Source organism: Mesorhizobium sp. CNPSo 4688 (assembly GCF_057784295.1).
Genome location: NZ_JBWLUY010000006.1, coordinates 1 through 15,644, shown reverse-complemented (window position 1 = coordinate 15,644; position 15,644 = coordinate 1). Strand labels below are relative to the sequence as shown.

Annotated in this window: 18 protein-coding genes; 10 read left to right on the top strand and 8 right to left on the bottom strand. The window is 63.5% G+C overall.

Features of this window, described 5'->3' with window-relative positions:
- The first annotated feature begins 34 nt into the window (after positions 1–34).
- Both AC04SH_RS12310 and AC04SH_RS12305 read left to right on the top strand, forming a co-directional pair.
- Complete coding sequence (locus tag AC04SH_RS12310; RefSeq protein WP_488575214.1) at positions 35–751, top strand: AzlC family ABC transporter permease; 717 nt, start codon at positions 35–37, stop codon at positions 749–751.
- Positions 748–1,044, top strand: coding sequence for an AzlD family protein (locus AC04SH_RS12305; protein WP_477231513.1), 297 nt, complete (start codon positions 748–750; stop codon positions 1,042–1,044). The genes AC04SH_RS12310 and AC04SH_RS12305 overlap by 4 nt, the downstream gene beginning before the upstream one ends.
- Before the next feature lie 42 nt (positions 1,045–1,086).
- On the opposite strand, the gene AC04SH_RS12300 is transcribed toward AC04SH_RS12305, so the two are convergent.
- From AC04SH_RS12300 to AC04SH_RS12290, 3 genes are all read right to left on the bottom strand, one after another.
- Positions 1,087–2,931: an aminopeptidase P family protein gene (locus AC04SH_RS12300; protein ID WP_488575213.1), complete on the bottom strand. Its 1,845-nt coding sequence runs from the start codon at positions 2,929–2,931 to the stop codon at positions 1,087–1,089.
- Between the two features lie 119 nt (positions 2,932–3,050).
- The gene (locus AC04SH_RS12295; protein ID WP_488575212.1) at positions 3,051–3,923 is read right to left on the bottom strand and encodes a 50S ribosomal protein L11 methyltransferase; all 873 of its coding nucleotides are present in this window, start codon (positions 3,921–3,923) and stop codon (positions 3,051–3,053) included.
- The gene (locus tag AC04SH_RS12290; RefSeq protein WP_488575211.1) at positions 3,923–4,507 is read right to left on the bottom strand and encodes an SCO family protein; all 585 of its coding nucleotides are present in this window, start codon (positions 4,505–4,507) and stop codon (positions 3,923–3,925) included. Before AC04SH_RS12290 ends, AC04SH_RS12295 begins: the two co-directional genes overlap by 1 nt.
- A gap of 211 nt (positions 4,508–4,718) precedes the next feature.
- On the opposite strand from AC04SH_RS12290, the gene AC04SH_RS12285 reads away from it, so the two are divergent.
- The 4 genes from AC04SH_RS12285 (at position 4,719) to AC04SH_RS12270 (ending at position 7,356) form a co-directional block, all read left to right on the top strand.
- Positions 4,719–5,225 (top strand): cytochrome b, encoded by a 507-nt coding sequence (locus tag AC04SH_RS12285; protein ID WP_488575210.1) that lies wholly within the window; start codon positions 4,719–4,721, stop codon positions 5,223–5,225.
- Positions 5,226–5,286: 61 nt separating this feature from the next.
- Complete coding sequence (locus AC04SH_RS12280) at positions 5,287–5,790, top strand: CreA family protein (RefSeq protein ID WP_488575209.1); 504 nt, start codon at positions 5,287–5,289, stop codon at positions 5,788–5,790.
- Positions 5,791–5,884: 94 nt separating this feature from the next.
- Complete coding sequence (locus AC04SH_RS12275) at positions 5,885–6,526, top strand: DapH/DapD/GlmU-related protein (RefSeq protein ID WP_488575208.1); 642 nt, start codon at positions 5,885–5,887, stop codon at positions 6,524–6,526.
- 389 nt (positions 6,527–6,915) lie between these two features.
- Positions 6,916–7,356: a low affinity iron permease family protein gene (locus tag AC04SH_RS12270; protein ID WP_477231504.1), complete on the top strand. Its 441-nt coding sequence runs from the start codon at positions 6,916–6,918 to the stop codon at positions 7,354–7,356.
- A gap of 8 nt (positions 7,357–7,364) precedes the next feature.
- Here AC04SH_RS12270 and AC04SH_RS12265 read toward each other — a convergent pair whose 3' ends face one another.
- On the bottom strand, positions 7,365–8,231 hold the full coding sequence (locus AC04SH_RS12265) for an SDR family NAD(P)-dependent oxidoreductase (protein WP_488575207.1): 867 nt from the start codon (positions 8,229–8,231) through the stop codon (positions 7,365–7,367).
- Between the two features lie 130 nt (positions 8,232–8,361).
- On the opposite strand from AC04SH_RS12265, the gene AC04SH_RS12260 reads away from it, so the two are divergent.
- Complete coding sequence (locus AC04SH_RS12260) at positions 8,362–8,643, top strand: hypothetical protein (RefSeq protein ID WP_095773965.1); 282 nt, start codon at positions 8,362–8,364, stop codon at positions 8,641–8,643.
- Positions 8,644–8,649: 6 nt separating this feature from the next.
- Here AC04SH_RS12260 and AC04SH_RS12255 read toward each other — a convergent pair whose 3' ends face one another.
- Positions 8,650–9,225, bottom strand: coding sequence for a TMEM175 family protein (locus tag AC04SH_RS12255; RefSeq protein WP_488575206.1), 576 nt, complete (start codon positions 9,223–9,225; stop codon positions 8,650–8,652).
- 155 nt (positions 9,226–9,380) lie between these two features.
- Between AC04SH_RS12255 and AC04SH_RS12250 the strand changes: the two genes are divergently transcribed.
- On the top strand, positions 9,381–10,589 hold the full coding sequence (locus AC04SH_RS12250; RefSeq protein WP_488575205.1) for an MFS transporter: 1,209 nt from the start codon (positions 9,381–9,383) through the stop codon (positions 10,587–10,589).
- Positions 10,590–10,592: 3 nt separating this feature from the next.
- Here the strand turns inward: AC04SH_RS12250 and AC04SH_RS12245 are convergent, their stop codons facing one another.
- A complete protein-coding gene (locus AC04SH_RS12245) occupies positions 10,593–12,065 on the bottom strand; it encodes an MATE family efflux transporter (RefSeq protein ID WP_488575204.1) in 1,473 nt (490 codons plus the stop codon).
- 177 nt (positions 12,066–12,242) lie between these two features.
- Between AC04SH_RS12245 and AC04SH_RS12240 the strand changes: the two genes are divergently transcribed.
- The gene (locus AC04SH_RS12240; RefSeq protein WP_477231499.1) at positions 12,243–13,037 is read left to right on the top strand and encodes a L,D-transpeptidase; all 795 of its coding nucleotides are present in this window, start codon (positions 12,243–12,245) and stop codon (positions 13,035–13,037) included.
- Positions 13,038–13,111: 74 nt separating this feature from the next.
- Here AC04SH_RS12240 and AC04SH_RS12235 read toward each other — a convergent pair whose 3' ends face one another.
- Entirely contained in the window at positions 13,112–14,593 is a 1,482-nt protein-coding gene (locus AC04SH_RS12235; RefSeq protein ID WP_488575203.1) for an esterase-like activity of phytase family protein, read from the bottom strand.
- A 172-nt stretch (positions 14,594–14,765) separates the two neighbouring features.
- On the opposite strand from AC04SH_RS12235, the gene AC04SH_RS12230 reads away from it, so the two are divergent.
- Positions 14,766–15,542 carry a bestrophin-like domain gene (locus AC04SH_RS12230; protein ID WP_488575202.1) on the top strand — a complete coding sequence of 259 codons (777 nt, stop codon included), beginning with the start codon at positions 14,766–14,768 and terminating at the stop codon, positions 15,540–15,542.
- Here AC04SH_RS12230 and AC04SH_RS12225 read toward each other — a convergent pair.
- On the bottom strand, positions 15,509–15,644 hold a 136-nt coding region (locus tag AC04SH_RS12225), incomplete at its 5' end, for a transposase domain-containing protein (protein ID WP_488575467.1). The genes AC04SH_RS12230 and AC04SH_RS12225 overlap by 34 nt on opposite strands.

Below are 15,644 nucleotides of genomic sequence, written 5' to 3'. Positions count from 1 at the left end.
ACACCTACATGTCGGCGCGACCTAGGAACGTGAGATGTCAGCAGAGACCTTGACCGAAAATTCTCCGGCCAGCGATTTTTGGCTTGGCGTCCGGGCGAGCATTCCGACCGTGATTGCGGCTTCGCCCTTTGCGTTGCTCTTTGGTGCGCTCGCGGTTGACAATGGCATGTCCGTGACTGAAGCGACGCTGATGAGTGCGACGATCTATGGCGGCGCCAGTCAAATGGTCGGCATTGAGCTGTTCGGCCATCAGGTCGCGCCTTGGCTGATCGTGCTTTCGATCTTTGCAGTAAACTTCAGGCACGTGCTTTATTCGGCGTCGGTTGGCCCGCGCCTCGCGCATTGGCCGCCGATCAAGCAAGCGATCGCCTACTTCTTCCTCGTCGATCCGCAATATGCCGAGGCGGAGGTCAAGAGCGAGCGCGGTGAAGAAGTGACGTTCGTCTGGTATATGGGCATGGCGCTGCCGATCTACATTCTCTGGGTGGCGCTGTCGGCAGCGGGCGCGACGTTTGGCGGCTTGATACCCAATCCGCATGCGATTGGCCTCGACTTCCTGCTACCTATCTATTTTCTCGGACTGGTGACCGAATTTCGTGACCGGCCGCTTTGGTTGCCGGTCGTCCTGATAAGCGCTGCCGCCTCTATCCTGGCTTACAACTTTGTCGGCTCACCCTGGCATGTGTCGATTGGTGCCGCCGCTGGAATTGTGTTTGCCGCTGCAATGCCGAAACGTGGAGCGGCGCTGTGAGCGCAACACTGTGGATTATACTAGCGGGTGCATTGGTCACTTATGCCACGCGTGTAGGCGGGCACCTCGTCCTCTCGCGTTTCGAACACGTGCATCCGCGCGTCGAGGCGGGTTTGAACGCTGTACCAGCAGCAGTGCTGACAACGCTGGTGGCGCCGGCCGCGCTCGGGGCCGGGCCGGTGGAATGGGCTGCGCTGGTTCTCGCCGGTGCAGTATCGCTGCGCGGTGGGCTTCTACCAATGTTTCTGGTTGGTGCAGCCGTGTTGATCATTGGCCGGTATCTGGTCGGTTAAGCGCCGCGTCCTATCGGACACGGACTCCAGGCCGGCACGTCTTCAGATCTTGGCGTCATGCGGCAGCGGCGCGGTCGCTTTCTCCAGCCAGGCCAGCGTTTCGCCGTCGAGCATCGGCCCGATCTCGGCCAGCACGCGGGCATGGTACGCGTCGAGCCAGTGCAGCTCGTCACGCGTCAGCAGATCAGTGCGTATCAGCCTGACGTCGATCGGCGCCAGCGTCAGCGTCTCGAAACTGTGCATGGCGATGTCGCCGCCTTCGACCTGTTCGGCCGGCGTCACCAGGACCAGGTTCTCGATGCGGATGCCGTAGGAGCCTTCCTTGTAGTAGCCGGGCTCGTTGGACAGCATCATGCCGGCGAGCAGCTTTTCGGTGCCGGTGCGGGCGATGCGCTGCGGCCCTTCATGGACGGCGAGATAGGAGCCGACGCCATGGCCGGTGCCGTGCGCGAAGTCGCAGCCATGCTTCCACAGTGCCATGCGCGCCACCGCGTCGATCTCGGAGCCGCGCGTGCCCGCCGGGAAGCGCAGCGTCGAAATGCCGATCATGCCCTTCAGCACCAGGGTGAAGCGCTCGCGCATCTCTTCGGTCGGCTGGCCGATCGGCACGGTGCGGGTGATGTCGGTGGTTCCATCCTGATACTGAGCGCCGGAATCGAGCAGGAACAGCTCGCCCTTTGCCAGCTTGCGGTTGGTGGCGCGCGACACGCGGTAGTGCATGATAGCGCCGTTCGGGCCGGCGCCGGAAATGGTGTCGAAGGAGACGTCGCGCAGCGGCATCTGCGTTTCCTCGCCGGTCTGCCGGCGCGTCTCTTCCAGTTTGGTGACGACGGTTATTTCGTCGAGCGAGCCCGGCTTCTGCCGCTCCAGCCAGCACAGCAGCTTCGCGACGGCCGCGCCGTCGCGGCGATGCGCGGCGCGGCTGCCGGCGATCTCGGCCTGGTTCTTGGTCGCACGCGGAATACGGGCGGGATCGGGCGCGGCAACAAAGGTGCCGCCATTGTCTTCGACCAGCATTCTGAGCTTTTCGGCCGCCAGCACCGGGTCGAGCGCGATCCTTGCGCCACCCTTGGCAAGGGCTATGATTGCCGCCTCGAATTCGCCCGGCTCGTGCAAGTCGGCAAGCTGGGTGAGATAGGCGGCGACGGTGCGCGAAAACTTGCGCTGGTCCATGAACAGCTGGTGCTTGCCGTCGGCTGCGAGGATCGCGAAACCGAGCGCCAGCGGCGTGTGCGGCACGTCACCGCCGCGGATGTTGAAGGCCCAGGCGATCGAGGAGGGGTCGGTCAGCACGGCGTGCGTGGCGCCGTCCTTGGCGATCGCCGCCGCCAGCCGCACCAGCTTGTCCTTGGCCAGTTCGCCCGCAAAGCCGATCGGGTGGATCTCGACCGGCGCCACCGGTGGTGCCGGCTGATCCTTCCAGATGATATCGATCAGGTTCTTGTCGAGCGGAACCAGCGTGGCGCCGGATTGCTCGGCCGAAACATTCAGCGCCTTGACCTCATTGATCGTGTGCAGCCAGGGGTCGAAGCCAAGTCGCGCGCCCTTGCCGAGATTGTCCTTGATCCAGACGGCCGGCGGATTGTCGACGAGGCTCTCGATCGCAAAAATGTCGAGATCGACTTCGTGGCGGACCTGCAGTGTGTAGCGGCCGTCGACGAACATGAAGGCGCGGTCGCGCAGCACAAGGGCGACGCCGGCCGACCCGCTGAAGCCGGTCAGCCATTTCAGCCTCGCCGAGCGGTCGGCGACATATTCGCCCTGGTGCTCGTCTGCGCGCGGCACCAGGAAACCATCCAGGCCATTATCCGCCAGCCATTGCCGCAGCAGCTTCACGCGCGGCTTGCCGACGCTGGGATCGCCAGCGGAGTCAAAGGTCTGGAACATGATAGGCCTCCTCAGGTGCTTGGCTTGAGCGTAGCGCATGCCCTAGAAAACCGGAATCGATTTTCGAAAGAGCGGATTGGTCCAAAGTGCGCTTCGCCCCGGCGGGCTCCGCGCTCTATTCAGTGCTTGAGGTGGATCGTCACCCAGCCTTCGCGGTGCAAGGTCCTGACATGGCGGAAATTCTGGCCGACATAGGCCGAGATCACCGCGTTGCACTGGCGATCGAGGATGCCGGACAGCACGATCGAGCCGCCGAGGCTGATATGCCTCGCCATCTCAGGCGCCAGCCGCATCAGCGGCCGTGCCAATATGTTGGCGACGATGAGGTCGAAAGGCGCGCGCTTGCCGAAGATCGGGTGATGAAAGCCGGGCGCCGTCACCGTTTCGACCAGCGCCTTGACGTGGTTGAGGCGGGCATTGGCAGCCGCGACCCTGACGGCGATCGGATCGATGTCGGTCGCCAGCACCGGAATATGCGCCAGCTTGGCGACGGCGATCGCCAGCACCGCGCTGCCGGTGCCGAGGTCGAGAGCATTCCTGGGATGCTCGCGGCGCACGACCCGTTCCAGCATTTCCAGGCAGCCGGCTGTGGTGCCGTGATGGCCGGTGCCGAAGGCAAGGCCGGCTTCGATCTCGATGGCGAGTTCACCGCTGTGGCGCTTCCTGCGGTCATGCGCGCCATGGACGAAGAAACGCCCGGCGCGCACCGGCTTCAGCCCTTCCAGCGAGCGCGCCACCCAGTCGATGTCGGGCAGCACTTCGCGTTCGATCGGCTTCGACAGGGAGAGGCCAGAAAGGATATCTTTCAGCCGTGCCTCGATCGCGTCGACATCGCCGTCGGCATAGAGCGAGACTTCATGGATGTCGCGGTCCTCGTCGACTTCGAGCACGGCGAGTGGCAGGCCCTCATCCTCGAAAGCCACTTCGAGCGCGGCAAAGACGCGGTCGGCCTCGACCTTCCCGGCCGTGAAATGGAGCCTGGTCTGCACCATCAGCTTTGGGCGCCTGCCGCCAGCCGCTTCAGCTTGGCGATCGCCGTGTCGGCGCTCTCACCGTAAGCGATGGTGCCGGCGAACTCGCCCTTGGCATTCAGCAGCAGCACCGAGGCGGTGTGGTCCATCGTGTAGTCGCCGTCGCCGGTGTCGACCTTCTTCCAGTAGATGCTGAACGACTTCGCCATCGCGTGCACCTTGTCGGGATCGCCCGATATGCCGACGATGCGGTCGGAAAAATTGCTGACATAGGTTTTCATCACATCCGGCGTGTCGCGCTCGGGGTCGACGGTCACGAAATAGGCGTTGAGGTTCTTGCCGTCGTCGCCCAGTGTCTTCAGCCAGCCGGCCAGTTCGAACAGCGTGGTCGGGCAGACTTCAGGGCAATGGGTGAAGCCGAAGAAGACGACGCTGGGATGGCCCCTGAAGGCGGCTTCGGTGATCGGCGCGCCTTTCTGGTCGACCAGCGTGAACGGCGCGCCGAACGGCTCGCCGCCATAGTGGCCCTTATACCAGTCGAAGGTGAGCCAGCCGATGCCGGCCGCCATCAGAACGAGAATGCCGACCAGGATTGAACGCATCATCAGGAAGTGTCCGTCGTGATTTCTTTAGGCGCCGGATTGGCACCTGCGGCGGAAGTCTTAGCCGGTAGCGGCGGTCAAGGCAAAGATGCCGCGTTGCCGCAACCGGCTCTCGATGCTGCTCCGAACGTGGCCGGAGTTACCAAACCGTAATTTGACCGATTCGAGCCCCTACCTATCTTGACGGTCTGTTCTCTTGCTGTGGAACCAGCCAATGTCGGATATGTCCGTTGCGTCCTACTCGAAAACCCAGATCGGGCTCCATTGGAGCATCGCAGCGCTGATCCTGGTCCAGTTTCTCGTGCCTGACGGCATGCAGCATGTGTGGCGCGCCTTTCGTCGGGGGCTGGAGGTCTCGCCCAATGACCTGCCCCTTGCCTATATGCATGTGGTGATCGGCGTCACGGTGCTGGTCCTAGCCGCATGGCGGCTTTGGCTCAGGACCACACGCGGCGTTCCGCCGGTGTCGGGTATGGAGCATCCGGCGTTGAGACTGCTCGCCAAGGCGACGCATCTTGTCATCTACGCGCTGATCTTCATCGTGCCGCTTTCGGGCGCCGCCGCCTGGTTCCTTGGTGTACCGGGGGCGGCCCAGGTGCACGTGCTGGGCCAGAACATCCTGCTCTATGTCGTGCTGTTGCACACCGCCGGGGCGCTGGTTCAGCATTTCGTCTTCAAGACCGACGTGCTGCGGCGGATGCTGGCATTCCGACAGGCCTAGCTTGCAAAGCCAGGCTGGTCGCCCCACCTGAGACCGGCAACCAGAACCTGAGGAGGCTGCTTTGCAGAGACGGATTGGGCAGAAACTGATCGGTGGCGCACTGGCCGCATGCATTGTCCTCGGCGCCGGCGCTGCCGCGGCTGAGGAGGTCGGCAAGGTCGGCGTCGACTGGCTCGGCAACGACATCATTGTCGAGGCGATCAAGGACCCGAAGGTCGACGGCATCACCTGCCACGTTTCCTATTTCGACCGCGGCGTCATCGACCGCCTGCAGAAAGGCAACTGGTTCGAGGACCCGTCGGATTCGTCGATCTCGTGTCGCCAGACCGGCCCGATCACCATCGGTGACATCGACATGAGCGAAGGCGGCGAGGAGGTGTTCAAGCAAGGCATCAGCCTGATCTGGAAGAAGCAGGTGGTGAACCGCATCTACGACAAGAAAAACGAGACGCTGATCTACCTCTCGCATTCGCGCCAGGTGCAGAACGGCTCGGCGAAAATGTCGGTGACCACCGTGCCGCTGTTCGGCCAGAGTGTGGTGTGGACCAACGGTCAGCCGAAATAGGGCGGACTCTGTGGGTTGTTTGGGGACGCGACAATTGCTTGCGCAATTGCGCGGGACAATTGCTTCCGCAATTGCGCGGAGGTAAATCCGCGCCATGGACCGCACCGAGAACCTTGTCCTCAAAGACCCTGAACCGCGCATTCATCCGACGGCCGAGCTGAAGGCGTGCAAGCTCGGTCGCTATGCCTCGATCGGCGAGCGGGTGGTGCTGCGCGAGGTCAATGTCGGCGATTTCTCCTATTTCGAGCGCCATGCCGAAGCGATCTACACGACGATCGGCAAATTCTGCTCGATCGCCGCCAACAGCCGCATCAACGCGCTGGAGCATCCGATCGAGCGGGTCACGCAGCACAAGCTCAGCTACCGCCCGAACGAGTATTTCCGCTGGCTGGGCGTCGATGCGGCGTTTCGCGCGCGGCGGCAGGCGAAAGCTGTCAACATCGGCAACGATGTCTGGATTGGCCATGGCGCGGTGGTCATGCCCGGCATCAGCATCGGCAATGGCGCTATTGTCGGCGCCAATGCGGTGGTGACGCGGGATGTGCCGGCCTACGCGATCGTCGCCGGAGTTCCCGCGAAGCCATTGCGCCGGCGTTTTCCTCCTGAGATCGCGGCGCGGATCGAAAGCCTCGCCTGGTGGGACTGGCCGCCGGAAAAACTCGCCAAAGCGGTTCCCGACATGCAGGCCTTGCCGATCGAGGACTTCCTCGATCGCTGGGAGCAAGAGCGCTCCTGAGCGCAGCGGTCGGATTAGCATGCCGCCAGCTTTCGCCGCGCGTGCGCGTCTTTATCGACTGGCTGGTCGAAATCCTCGCACCGAAATTCTGAGACAGCGCGCCTGTTGGGGGGAGAGAGCCGCCGGTCTACGGCAACAACCCCTTCCGCTATGCGGGGGTGGCGCAGCGGAAGGGGCTTTGGAGGTAAACCGCTGTGAAGCGGAAGGAACAGGCTCTCCGGCCTGCATGGCGACTTATGGCAGGAAACCCATAAGGCGGCTTTTCCCGGCGCTGCGCCTTTGGCGTGTGCTCAATTGCATCAGCGATATCACGCGCGACAGGGAACCGGGAGCGGCTGCCGGTTGTTTCTTGCTGGAGCGATGAATGCGGCTCCCATCGGGTCTAACTCATGAGGGATTTTGAATTGGAAAAGCTGTTCACCAAGATCGCCAACACCGTTTCCCATCTGGCCGGTCTGCCGCTGACCTTTGTCGGCTGCTGCGCGATCGTCATCGTCTGGGCGGTCAGCGGACCGTTCTTTGGTTTCTCCGATACCTGGCAACTGGTCATCAACACCGGAACGACGATCATCACCTTCCTGATGGTGTTCCTGATCCAGAACACCCAGAACCGCGACGGCGCCGCGGTCCAGGCCAAGCTCGACGAACTGATCCGGGTCAGCGCAGGCCACAACCGTTTCATCGGCATCGAGCACCTGACCGAGACCGAGGTCGAGGAAATCAGAGACAAATGCGAACGGGCGGCGAAACGGCATGACACCGAACTCGCCGAGCTGGCCGCCAAGAAAGCCGTGGCCCAGAAACGCACTCCCAAGAAACGCGCCGCGTGAACCGTTGCTCAGCGCTCCATAAAGGCTGCGAAGGCGTCCTTGTGGTCGGGGTGCCAGCGCGAGAGAGCAGGGCGGTTCTCGATGATGTCGCCGATCGCCCAGGCCATGCGTTTTTCGTCCGTCGACCGCTTCACCTCATTGTCGGGGCACAGGATGTAGAAATCGCCACGCGTCAGCGAGGTCAGCATGAAGTCGATGACCTGCTCGCCGGTCCAGGCGCCGGCCGGTTTTTCGGTCGCTCCCTCGGTGATGCCGGTGAAGGTGAAGCCGGGGATGAGAAGATGCGCTGCAACCTTCGCGCCCGGTTCGTTGCGCAACGCATGCGCCAGGCCTTCGGTGAAGGTTTTCAGCGCCGATTTGGAGACGTTGTAGGCCAGGTTGCCGGGTGGCGTGGTGATGCCTTGCTTGGAGCCGGTGTTGACGATCAGGCCTGGCTTGCCCGACGCCAGCATGGCTGGCGCGAAGGCCTCGACGCCGTGCACGACGCCCCAGAAATTGATGTCGATCAGCCGCTTCCAGGCGTCGCCGTTTTCCCAGGGTTTTCCCGGATTGTTGCCCACACCGGCATTGTTCATCAGCAGCGAGACGGCGCCGAAGGCGTGGTGCGTCGTCTCCGCTAACCGGCCGAGTTCGTCCGCCTTTGAGACATCGGTAGCGACGGCGAGCACGGCATCCTCACCGGCGATCGCGGCGACCGCCTGGCGGGCCGCATCGAGGCGCGCGCCGCCGATGTCGGCCAGCACAATCTTCATGCCCATTGCCGCCAGCCTCTTTGCCGCGGCAAGGCCGATGCCGCTGGCGCCGCCGGTGATAACGGCGACATTGCCTGGGCTGAGGGCGGGCAGAGCGGACTGAATTTCGGCATCGCTGGTCATGGTCAGGTCCTTGTTTGGGGTCGCGCCGAACTTAGCGCAGGAAGCGCTTCGTGCAAGGCTGTCCAGCGTGTTCGGGTTGACCGTATAGGCGCTGGCTGCGCATGGTGCAGCTGAAAAGGGAGACTGCCGTTTGACCGACTGGATCGCAATCCTGAAGGAGCAGACCGCCACCGGCGACCAGATGGGCCGCGAGGTGCCGCAGATGCTCGCCAATCCCGATATCAGCGAAGCGCAGGTGAAGACCTTGTTTTCGGCATTGGAAAAACAGGCCGAGTTCGTCGAGAAATTGCGCATGGCGCTGGAAAAGTTCGGCCATGATTTTTCGATCATCAAGGCGGCAGAACGGCTGGAGGAGCGCTACGCCGACCTTGCGGCATCGGTCGCCGAAAAGCTGAAGGCGATGCGCAAGTAGCGCCCGCTACTTTTCGATCACTCGCGAAAACCGCGTATCCGGCACGAACCAGATGGCAGCCACCAGAAAGTAGATCGCGACGCCGATCCACTGGTTGGCGAAGGTCAGCAGCACCGCAGTTATGTATAGCGCTACCGAAATCTTGCCCTTGCGGTCACTGCCCAACGCCTTGGCGAAGGCGGTTTCGTTGCCATGCAGATGGTGCAGCTTGGTCACAAGAATCCTGTAAGCGACCCCACACAGCACGAGGTCGACGCCATAGACGGCGACAGGGACCGGCGCGAAATGATTCTCGCCCATGAAGGCGGTCGTTGCCGGGATCAGCGACAGCCAGAACAGAAGGTTGAGATTTGCCCACAGCACGCGGCCGTCGACGCGCTGCACGGTGTGGAACATGTTGTGCAGATTGTTCCAGTAGATGCCGACATTGATGAAGGACAAGACATAGCTGAAGAAGATCGGCCACAGCGGGGCCAGCGCGGAAAGGTCCTCGCCATGCGGCACCTTCAGCTCCAGCACCATGATGGTGATGATGATGGCGACGACGCCATCCGTGAATGCCTCGACTCTGCCTTTACCCATGGTTCCTCCCTCTCATTGGACGGACGTTACGGGAGGATTTCGTGCAAGACCATCCTGACAAGATTGTCAGGAGCGGGTTCGGCAGGCGGAACGGCAATCCTTACGTAGACGTTGGGATTCGATCGGGGCGTTGGGGCAACTGGCCGGAGTTTGTTATGACCAGCTATGCCGAGACGACGAGACGCGGCCATGAACACGGCGGCCGTGCCGCGATGACTGCGGTTGCCGCCATGATCGCGGCGCTGTTCGCCGGCAGCACGGCGCTGACGCCGCTTTACGTCATCTACAAGCAGGCTTTCGGTTTCTCGCAGATCACGCTGACGCTGGTCTACGCCGTCTATGTCGTCGGCAATCTCGGCGCATTGCTGATGTTCGGGCGCCTGTCCGACGGCATTGGCCGCCGTCCTGCGGCGCTGGCATCGATGGCGGTGGCGGTGGTCAGCGCGCTGGTGTTCCTGCTGGCCGAGAATGTCGCCTGGCTCGATGCGGCCCGCATCCTGAGCGGCCTTGGCATAGGCATCGGCGCGGGAACCGGCACGGCCTGGCTTGCCGAGCTGATCGAAGGCAAAGACAAGTCGCGCGCGGCCGTCATCGCTACCAGCACCAACTTCGTCGGCCTCGGCCTCGGCGCGCTTGCCTCGGGCCTGCTCGCCGAATATGCGCCCTGGCCGCTCAGGCTGACGTTTGCGGTCTATCTGGCGATGCTTGTCGTGGTCACGCTTATGATCTGGCGCACGCGCGAAACCGTGTCGCGGCCGGGGAGTCTGGCCGATGTTTCGCTGCGGCCGCGCCTCTCGGTGCCGGCCGACATCCGCGTCGCTTTCGTGGCGCCGGCGGTGACCGGTTTCGGCGCCATGGCGCTGGTCGGCTTCTATGCAGCGCTGGCGCCGAGCATCCTGGCGCAGCAGCTGCATGTGGCCAACCATGCCGAAGCAGGCGGGCTGTTCTTCGAATTGTCGATCGTGGCCGCAGCCACCATCCTGGCCACGACCAGACTGCCCAGCCGTGCCGGCATGCTGGCGGCGCTGGGGCTGATGATCCCAGCTGTGGTGTTGGTGGTTGCCGCGCAAGTCTTTGCCTCGATGCCGCTGATGATTGCCGCCACTGCTCTCTGCGGCGTGGCGGCCGCGCTCGGCTATCGCGGCGGCCTGCAAGTGGTGAACCAGATCGCGCCCACGAACCGCCGCGCCGAAGTGGTGTCGGCCTTCTTCATCTGCTGCTTCTGCGGCAATGCGCTGCCGGTCATCGGCATCGGCCTGTTGTCGAACTGGAGCAGCCCGACGACGGCAAGCCTGGCCTTTGCCGGTATGATCGCTCTCTTCTCCGTAATCGCGTTGGGATTCGGCGCAAAATACGCGCGCTGAATGTCACCCGTTCGGCGTCTCGGGCGCAAGGTTGGCGCGGTGGCGCGGTATGCCGAGGCCGGTGTCGGGCGGCTCGCCGGCGGCCGGACGGTCCTCGATCATGTGCATGGTGCGCCAGCGGCCGAAGCGATAGTAGGCGGCGGCCAGCACCAGCGAGGTGATTGAGCCTGCCGGAAAACTCCACCACAGCGCTTCCTCGCCGATGTAGCTCCGGAAGAAGTAGGCAAAGCCGGTGCGCACCACCAGCACCGAAATCACCAGGATGATCAGCGGCGGCATGACGGCACCCGTGGCGCGCACGGTGGCGAACAGCACGATGGTGACGCCGAACAGGATGAAGGACCAGGACGCCACCTTGTTGATGTGGGCCGCAATGTCGATCGCGGTGCTGTCGCCGCTGAGGAACAGGCCGAGCACCGGCCTGTCGAAGAAGAACAGCAGCGCCACCAACGCGCCGGTGAGCAGGAGGTTGAAGCCGACGCCGGAGGCGGCGACCTTGCCGATGCGGTCCCAACGCCCGGCGCCGACATTCTGCGCCGCCATCGAGGAGACAGCGGCGCCGATCGCCAGCGCCGGCATCTGGATATAGGTCCACAGCTGGGCGGCGATGCCGTAGGCGGCGGCGACCTGCGAGCCGTAGGAATTGACGATGCCCATTACCGTCAGTGCCGCCGCCGAAATGACGATCATCTGCAGGCCCATTGGCACGCCCTTGAAGACGATTATCCTGAGCAGCGTCGGGTCGGGCCGCAGCAGAGCGAGGTCGGCGCCGGCGATCCTGAGCGGATGCCTGCGGGCATAGAGCACGACGAGGATAGCGATCACGCTCACCGTCTGGCCGATCAGTGTCGAGGTGGCGGAGCCGGCAATGCCGAGTTCGGGGAAAGGGCCGATGCCGCGGATCAGCAGCGGGTTGAGCACGATGTCGAGCACCACGGCGAGCGCCATGAAGAAGAACGGCGTGCGCGAATCGCCCGCACCCCGCAGCACGGTCATGACGAAGGACAGGAGATTCATCATCGGTACGGCGACGAAGACGATGCGCAGGTAGGAGCGCGCCAGCGGCAGCGCATCTGGTGGCGTGCCAAGCGTGTTGAGAATGGCGTTGACCCAGATCCAGCCGCAGACCGCGAACACCACCGAGACGAGGAAAAAGAAAGAGGCGCTGGTGCCGACGATGCGGCGGGCCTCGGGCAGGTCGCGGGCGCCGACCGATTGCGCAACCAGTATGGTCGCCGCCATGCCGATGCCGAACACGGTGCCAAGGATGAGGAACAGCACCAGATTGGCGTTGGACGTCGCGGTCAGCGCCGATTCGCCGAGAAAGCGGCCGACCCAAACGGCGTTGATCGAACCGTTGAGCGATTGCAGCACATTGGAGCCGAGCACCGGCAGCGCGAACAAAAGCAGCGTGCGCGGGATGGGGCCGCTGGTCAGGTCGACCGGGCGCCGACGCGCGGGCATTTTTTCGTCCATGGGCTGCTCGGCCTAGGTTCATCTCAAAGTCCGCCCGGCAATGATTGCCGATTTAACGGATAAGGTCGATGCGCCATCGGAACATTCGGCCTTGCGCGTCTGAGCCAATCAGGTTCTCAAAGCATCCGGAATGGGATATGGATCGACGCCGCGTGGGGCCGCAAACCCGGGGGGATCATGTCCGACAATCCGCTTTTTTCCGAGCGCCTGAACCGGCGCGCGTTTCTCGGGGCATCCGCCTTGGGTGCCGCTTCCGTGGCGCTTTCGGCCTGCACAACGACGGACGTGGCGCCGCCGCCGGTGGAAGCGCCGCCGCCGCCAAGCGATTCTGCTTTCGGCGCTGCCGAAAGCATGTACGCGGCACGCGTCGACGAGGGCTACCAACTGCCGGCGATCCCGATATCCAAGCTCGATCCGAAGTTCGTGCGCCAGATCGTGACCGACCCGACCGGCGAAAAACCGGGCACCATCGTCGTCGATACGTCGGAGCATTTCCTCTATCTGGTGCGCGATGGCGGCAAGGCGATCCGTTACGGCGTCAGCCTCGGCAAGGCCGGGTTCGGCTGGACCGGCAGCGCCGTGGTCCAGGCGCGCAAGAAGTGGCCGGTGTGGACGCCGCCGCCGGAAATGATCCAGCGCCGCCCCGAACTGGCGAAATACAAGGACGGCATGCCGCCGGGACCGCAGAGCCCGCTCGGCGCCCGCGCGCTCTATCTGTTCCGCGACGGCAAGGACACGATGTACCGGCTGCACGGCACGCCGGAATGGGATTCCATCGGCAAGAACGCGTCGTCGGGCTGCGTGCGCTTCATGAACCAGGACATCATCGACCTCTACAGCCGGGTCAACGGCGTAACCCAGGTCCATGTGCGCGCGAACTTCTCGGTCGCCGGGGAGAGCTCCGCCGTGTCGAACAGGACCGCCGAGCCGATCGATGCCGGCGTGCCGAGGGACGCCGAGATCTTGAAATAGCCTTCGCGGCATCGCTGATCGTCGATAAGCAGTTAAGGCGGACGCGTTCGGCGCGTCCGCCTTTTTCTATGCTGCTACTTCCTGGCGAGGCCCGGAAGCGTGACCTGATAGACCAGGAACATGGTGTCGACATCGACGCCGTCTTCGGCCTTGTAGGGCGCACCGACCTGGAAGCCGTCCTGGGCAAGGAAGTCGTTGTCGTTGCCGACGAACAGGAAATAGTCGTCGGGCAGCGCCGGATCGAGCACGCTCACCACCGACATCGCTTCCCACTTCTCCGACAGGTTGTTCTTGTCGTTCGGCTTGCCGTCATGCAGGCCGAAGCGGCCGAGTTCCTTGTTGTCGTTGATGTCGATGAAGGGCGTCAGCTTGGCCGGTGTCACTGAGGGGTCGAGTACGCCCTTGGGCGCCAACGGGTTGTCGGCGGCATCGAAGGCGCCGCCGGCAATGTCGGTCGCGACCGAGACGTCGACGACGAAGATCTGGCGCACCAGCGAGGTGTCGCCCTTCACCCCCTGGCCGTTGCCGCTGTCGCGCGCCAGCATCAGGAAGGTCTTGTCGGACAGCGCCACGATCTCGCTCTGCGCGGCGACCTTGGTCTTGCCCTTGTCGTCCTTGAATACCGGCAGCGGCACGACATACTCGTGCACCAGCTTGAGATGGGCCGGGTCGGTGGCGTCATAGACCAGCGCGCGAGTGTTCTGGCGCGTGGCGCCGGAATCGCCGCCATCCTGCCGGGGCGCCGACTGCAGCACCGCGATCAGCGACTTGCCGTCCGGCGTCAGCGCCATGCCTTCGAGGCCCTGGTTGTTCTGACGGCCGGTTTCGGGATCCTTCGGATCTGGTTCGGCGGCACCCGGGCCAGGATTGTCGGAGGCGAAGTTCGGCTTGCCCTTGCGCATCGGCACCAGGGCCGCCGGCGGCTGCGTCGCCGACAGCAGATGGCCGTCGGCCGAGAAGCGGTAGATGTTGGGGCCGTATTCGTCGGAGATGAACATGGTGCCGTCGGGCAGCCGCGCGATCGCCTCATTGTCGAGCGCCAGCTTGCCGTTGGCCTCGGGCAGGATCGGTAGCTCGCCGCTCGCCGCGCGCACGCCGTTGAGCGGATCGAGGCCGGTCGCATCGGCGCCCTTGTCGTCGGTGAGCAGCAGGGAATCGGCAAGCGTCGCCTTGACGCCGGTCTGTTCCTGGCCGGCGGCGGGCGTGGCGCCCAGTGCGGTCGGCGTGAGCTCGATACGAATAGTGTTGATGCGCGGCCGGTAGTCGGTGGTGCCGACGACATTGTAGCCACGGTCAGGCAGCAGCCAGAGCGAACCCTTGTAGCCATTGGCGTCATGCGTCCAGCTCGAGGCGTCGATCGACATGCCGGAGCCGGAGCCGAAGGTCTCGCCGAACTTGTCCTTCAGGTCGGCCGGGATGCGGCCGACGCCGACCAGGCCCTTGTTGACGAAACTGACGCCGCCAACGGTGGCGGTGCTGTCGGCAAGGGCAGGGGTCAAAGCGGTAAACAGCGCCAATGCGGCGCCGAGCGACAGGGTCCGGTGCGAGATTTTCATGGAGATCCTCTTTGTGACAAGCCTTCAAGCGGCTGAGACTGCAAAGGGCTCCGTGTCGCATCGACGATGTCGCCCCCCGCAAAGCGGTCTAGGACGCGAACATGATACTTGCGTGACAGGGTATTTCTGCCGGCCATTGGCATTCGGCGTTTGACGTGCAGAAATGGCTGCCATGCACGAAACACTCATCGCGGTCGCCGTTTTCCTCTGCCTGACGGCGGCGCCGCTGGTCAGCATGGCTGTCTATGGCAAATTGCCCGCGCATCACCGCGAGGACGACACCAACAATGTGGTACGGCTGGCCGCCAACCTGTTCGTCGTCATGACCTCGCTGGTGCTTGGTCTGATGATCAACTCGGCCAAGAACACTTTCGAGTCGATCGACCGCAACGTGCACACATATGCGACCGAGTTGATCCTTCTCGACCGGTCGCTTCGGCAATATGGGCCTGAGACCGCCGAGGTCCGTCAGCCGCTGGTCGCTTATGTGCAAAGACAGACCAACAACTGGACAGAAACCAACGAAACACCCCTCGTCGCCAACCGGCTGTCTGAACGTCTGTTGACCGAGATCAGCACACGATTGACCGCTCTGCAGCCTCCTGACGCAGCGCATGGTTCTATGCTGGAGGACGCTCGCCAGCATCTGCAGAAGGTGGTGGAACTGCGCTGGGCTTTGATTGAGCAATCGGAAGGTACCATCCCGCGGCCGCTGATCGTTATGCTCGTTGCCTGGCTGGTGCTGATCTTCGCCAGTTTCGGTTTCAGGGCGCCGCGAAATGCCATCACCATAGAGACGTTCGTCGTCTCGGCAGCGCTGATTGCCGGAGCGCTTTACCTGATCCTCGATATGGATGTGCCGTTCTCCGGCCCGATCCAGATTTCGTCGGCGCCTTTGCAGAGTAACCGCTGTTCTCAGGCCACGGCCTTGAGTGGTGCGGGGGCGTAGGCCCAGGGCAGCAGGTCGTCGAGTTGGCTTTGCGGATGGCCGGCGACGATGCGGGTGATGACGTCGGTGAGGTAGGCGTACGGGTCGACGCCGTTGAGTTTT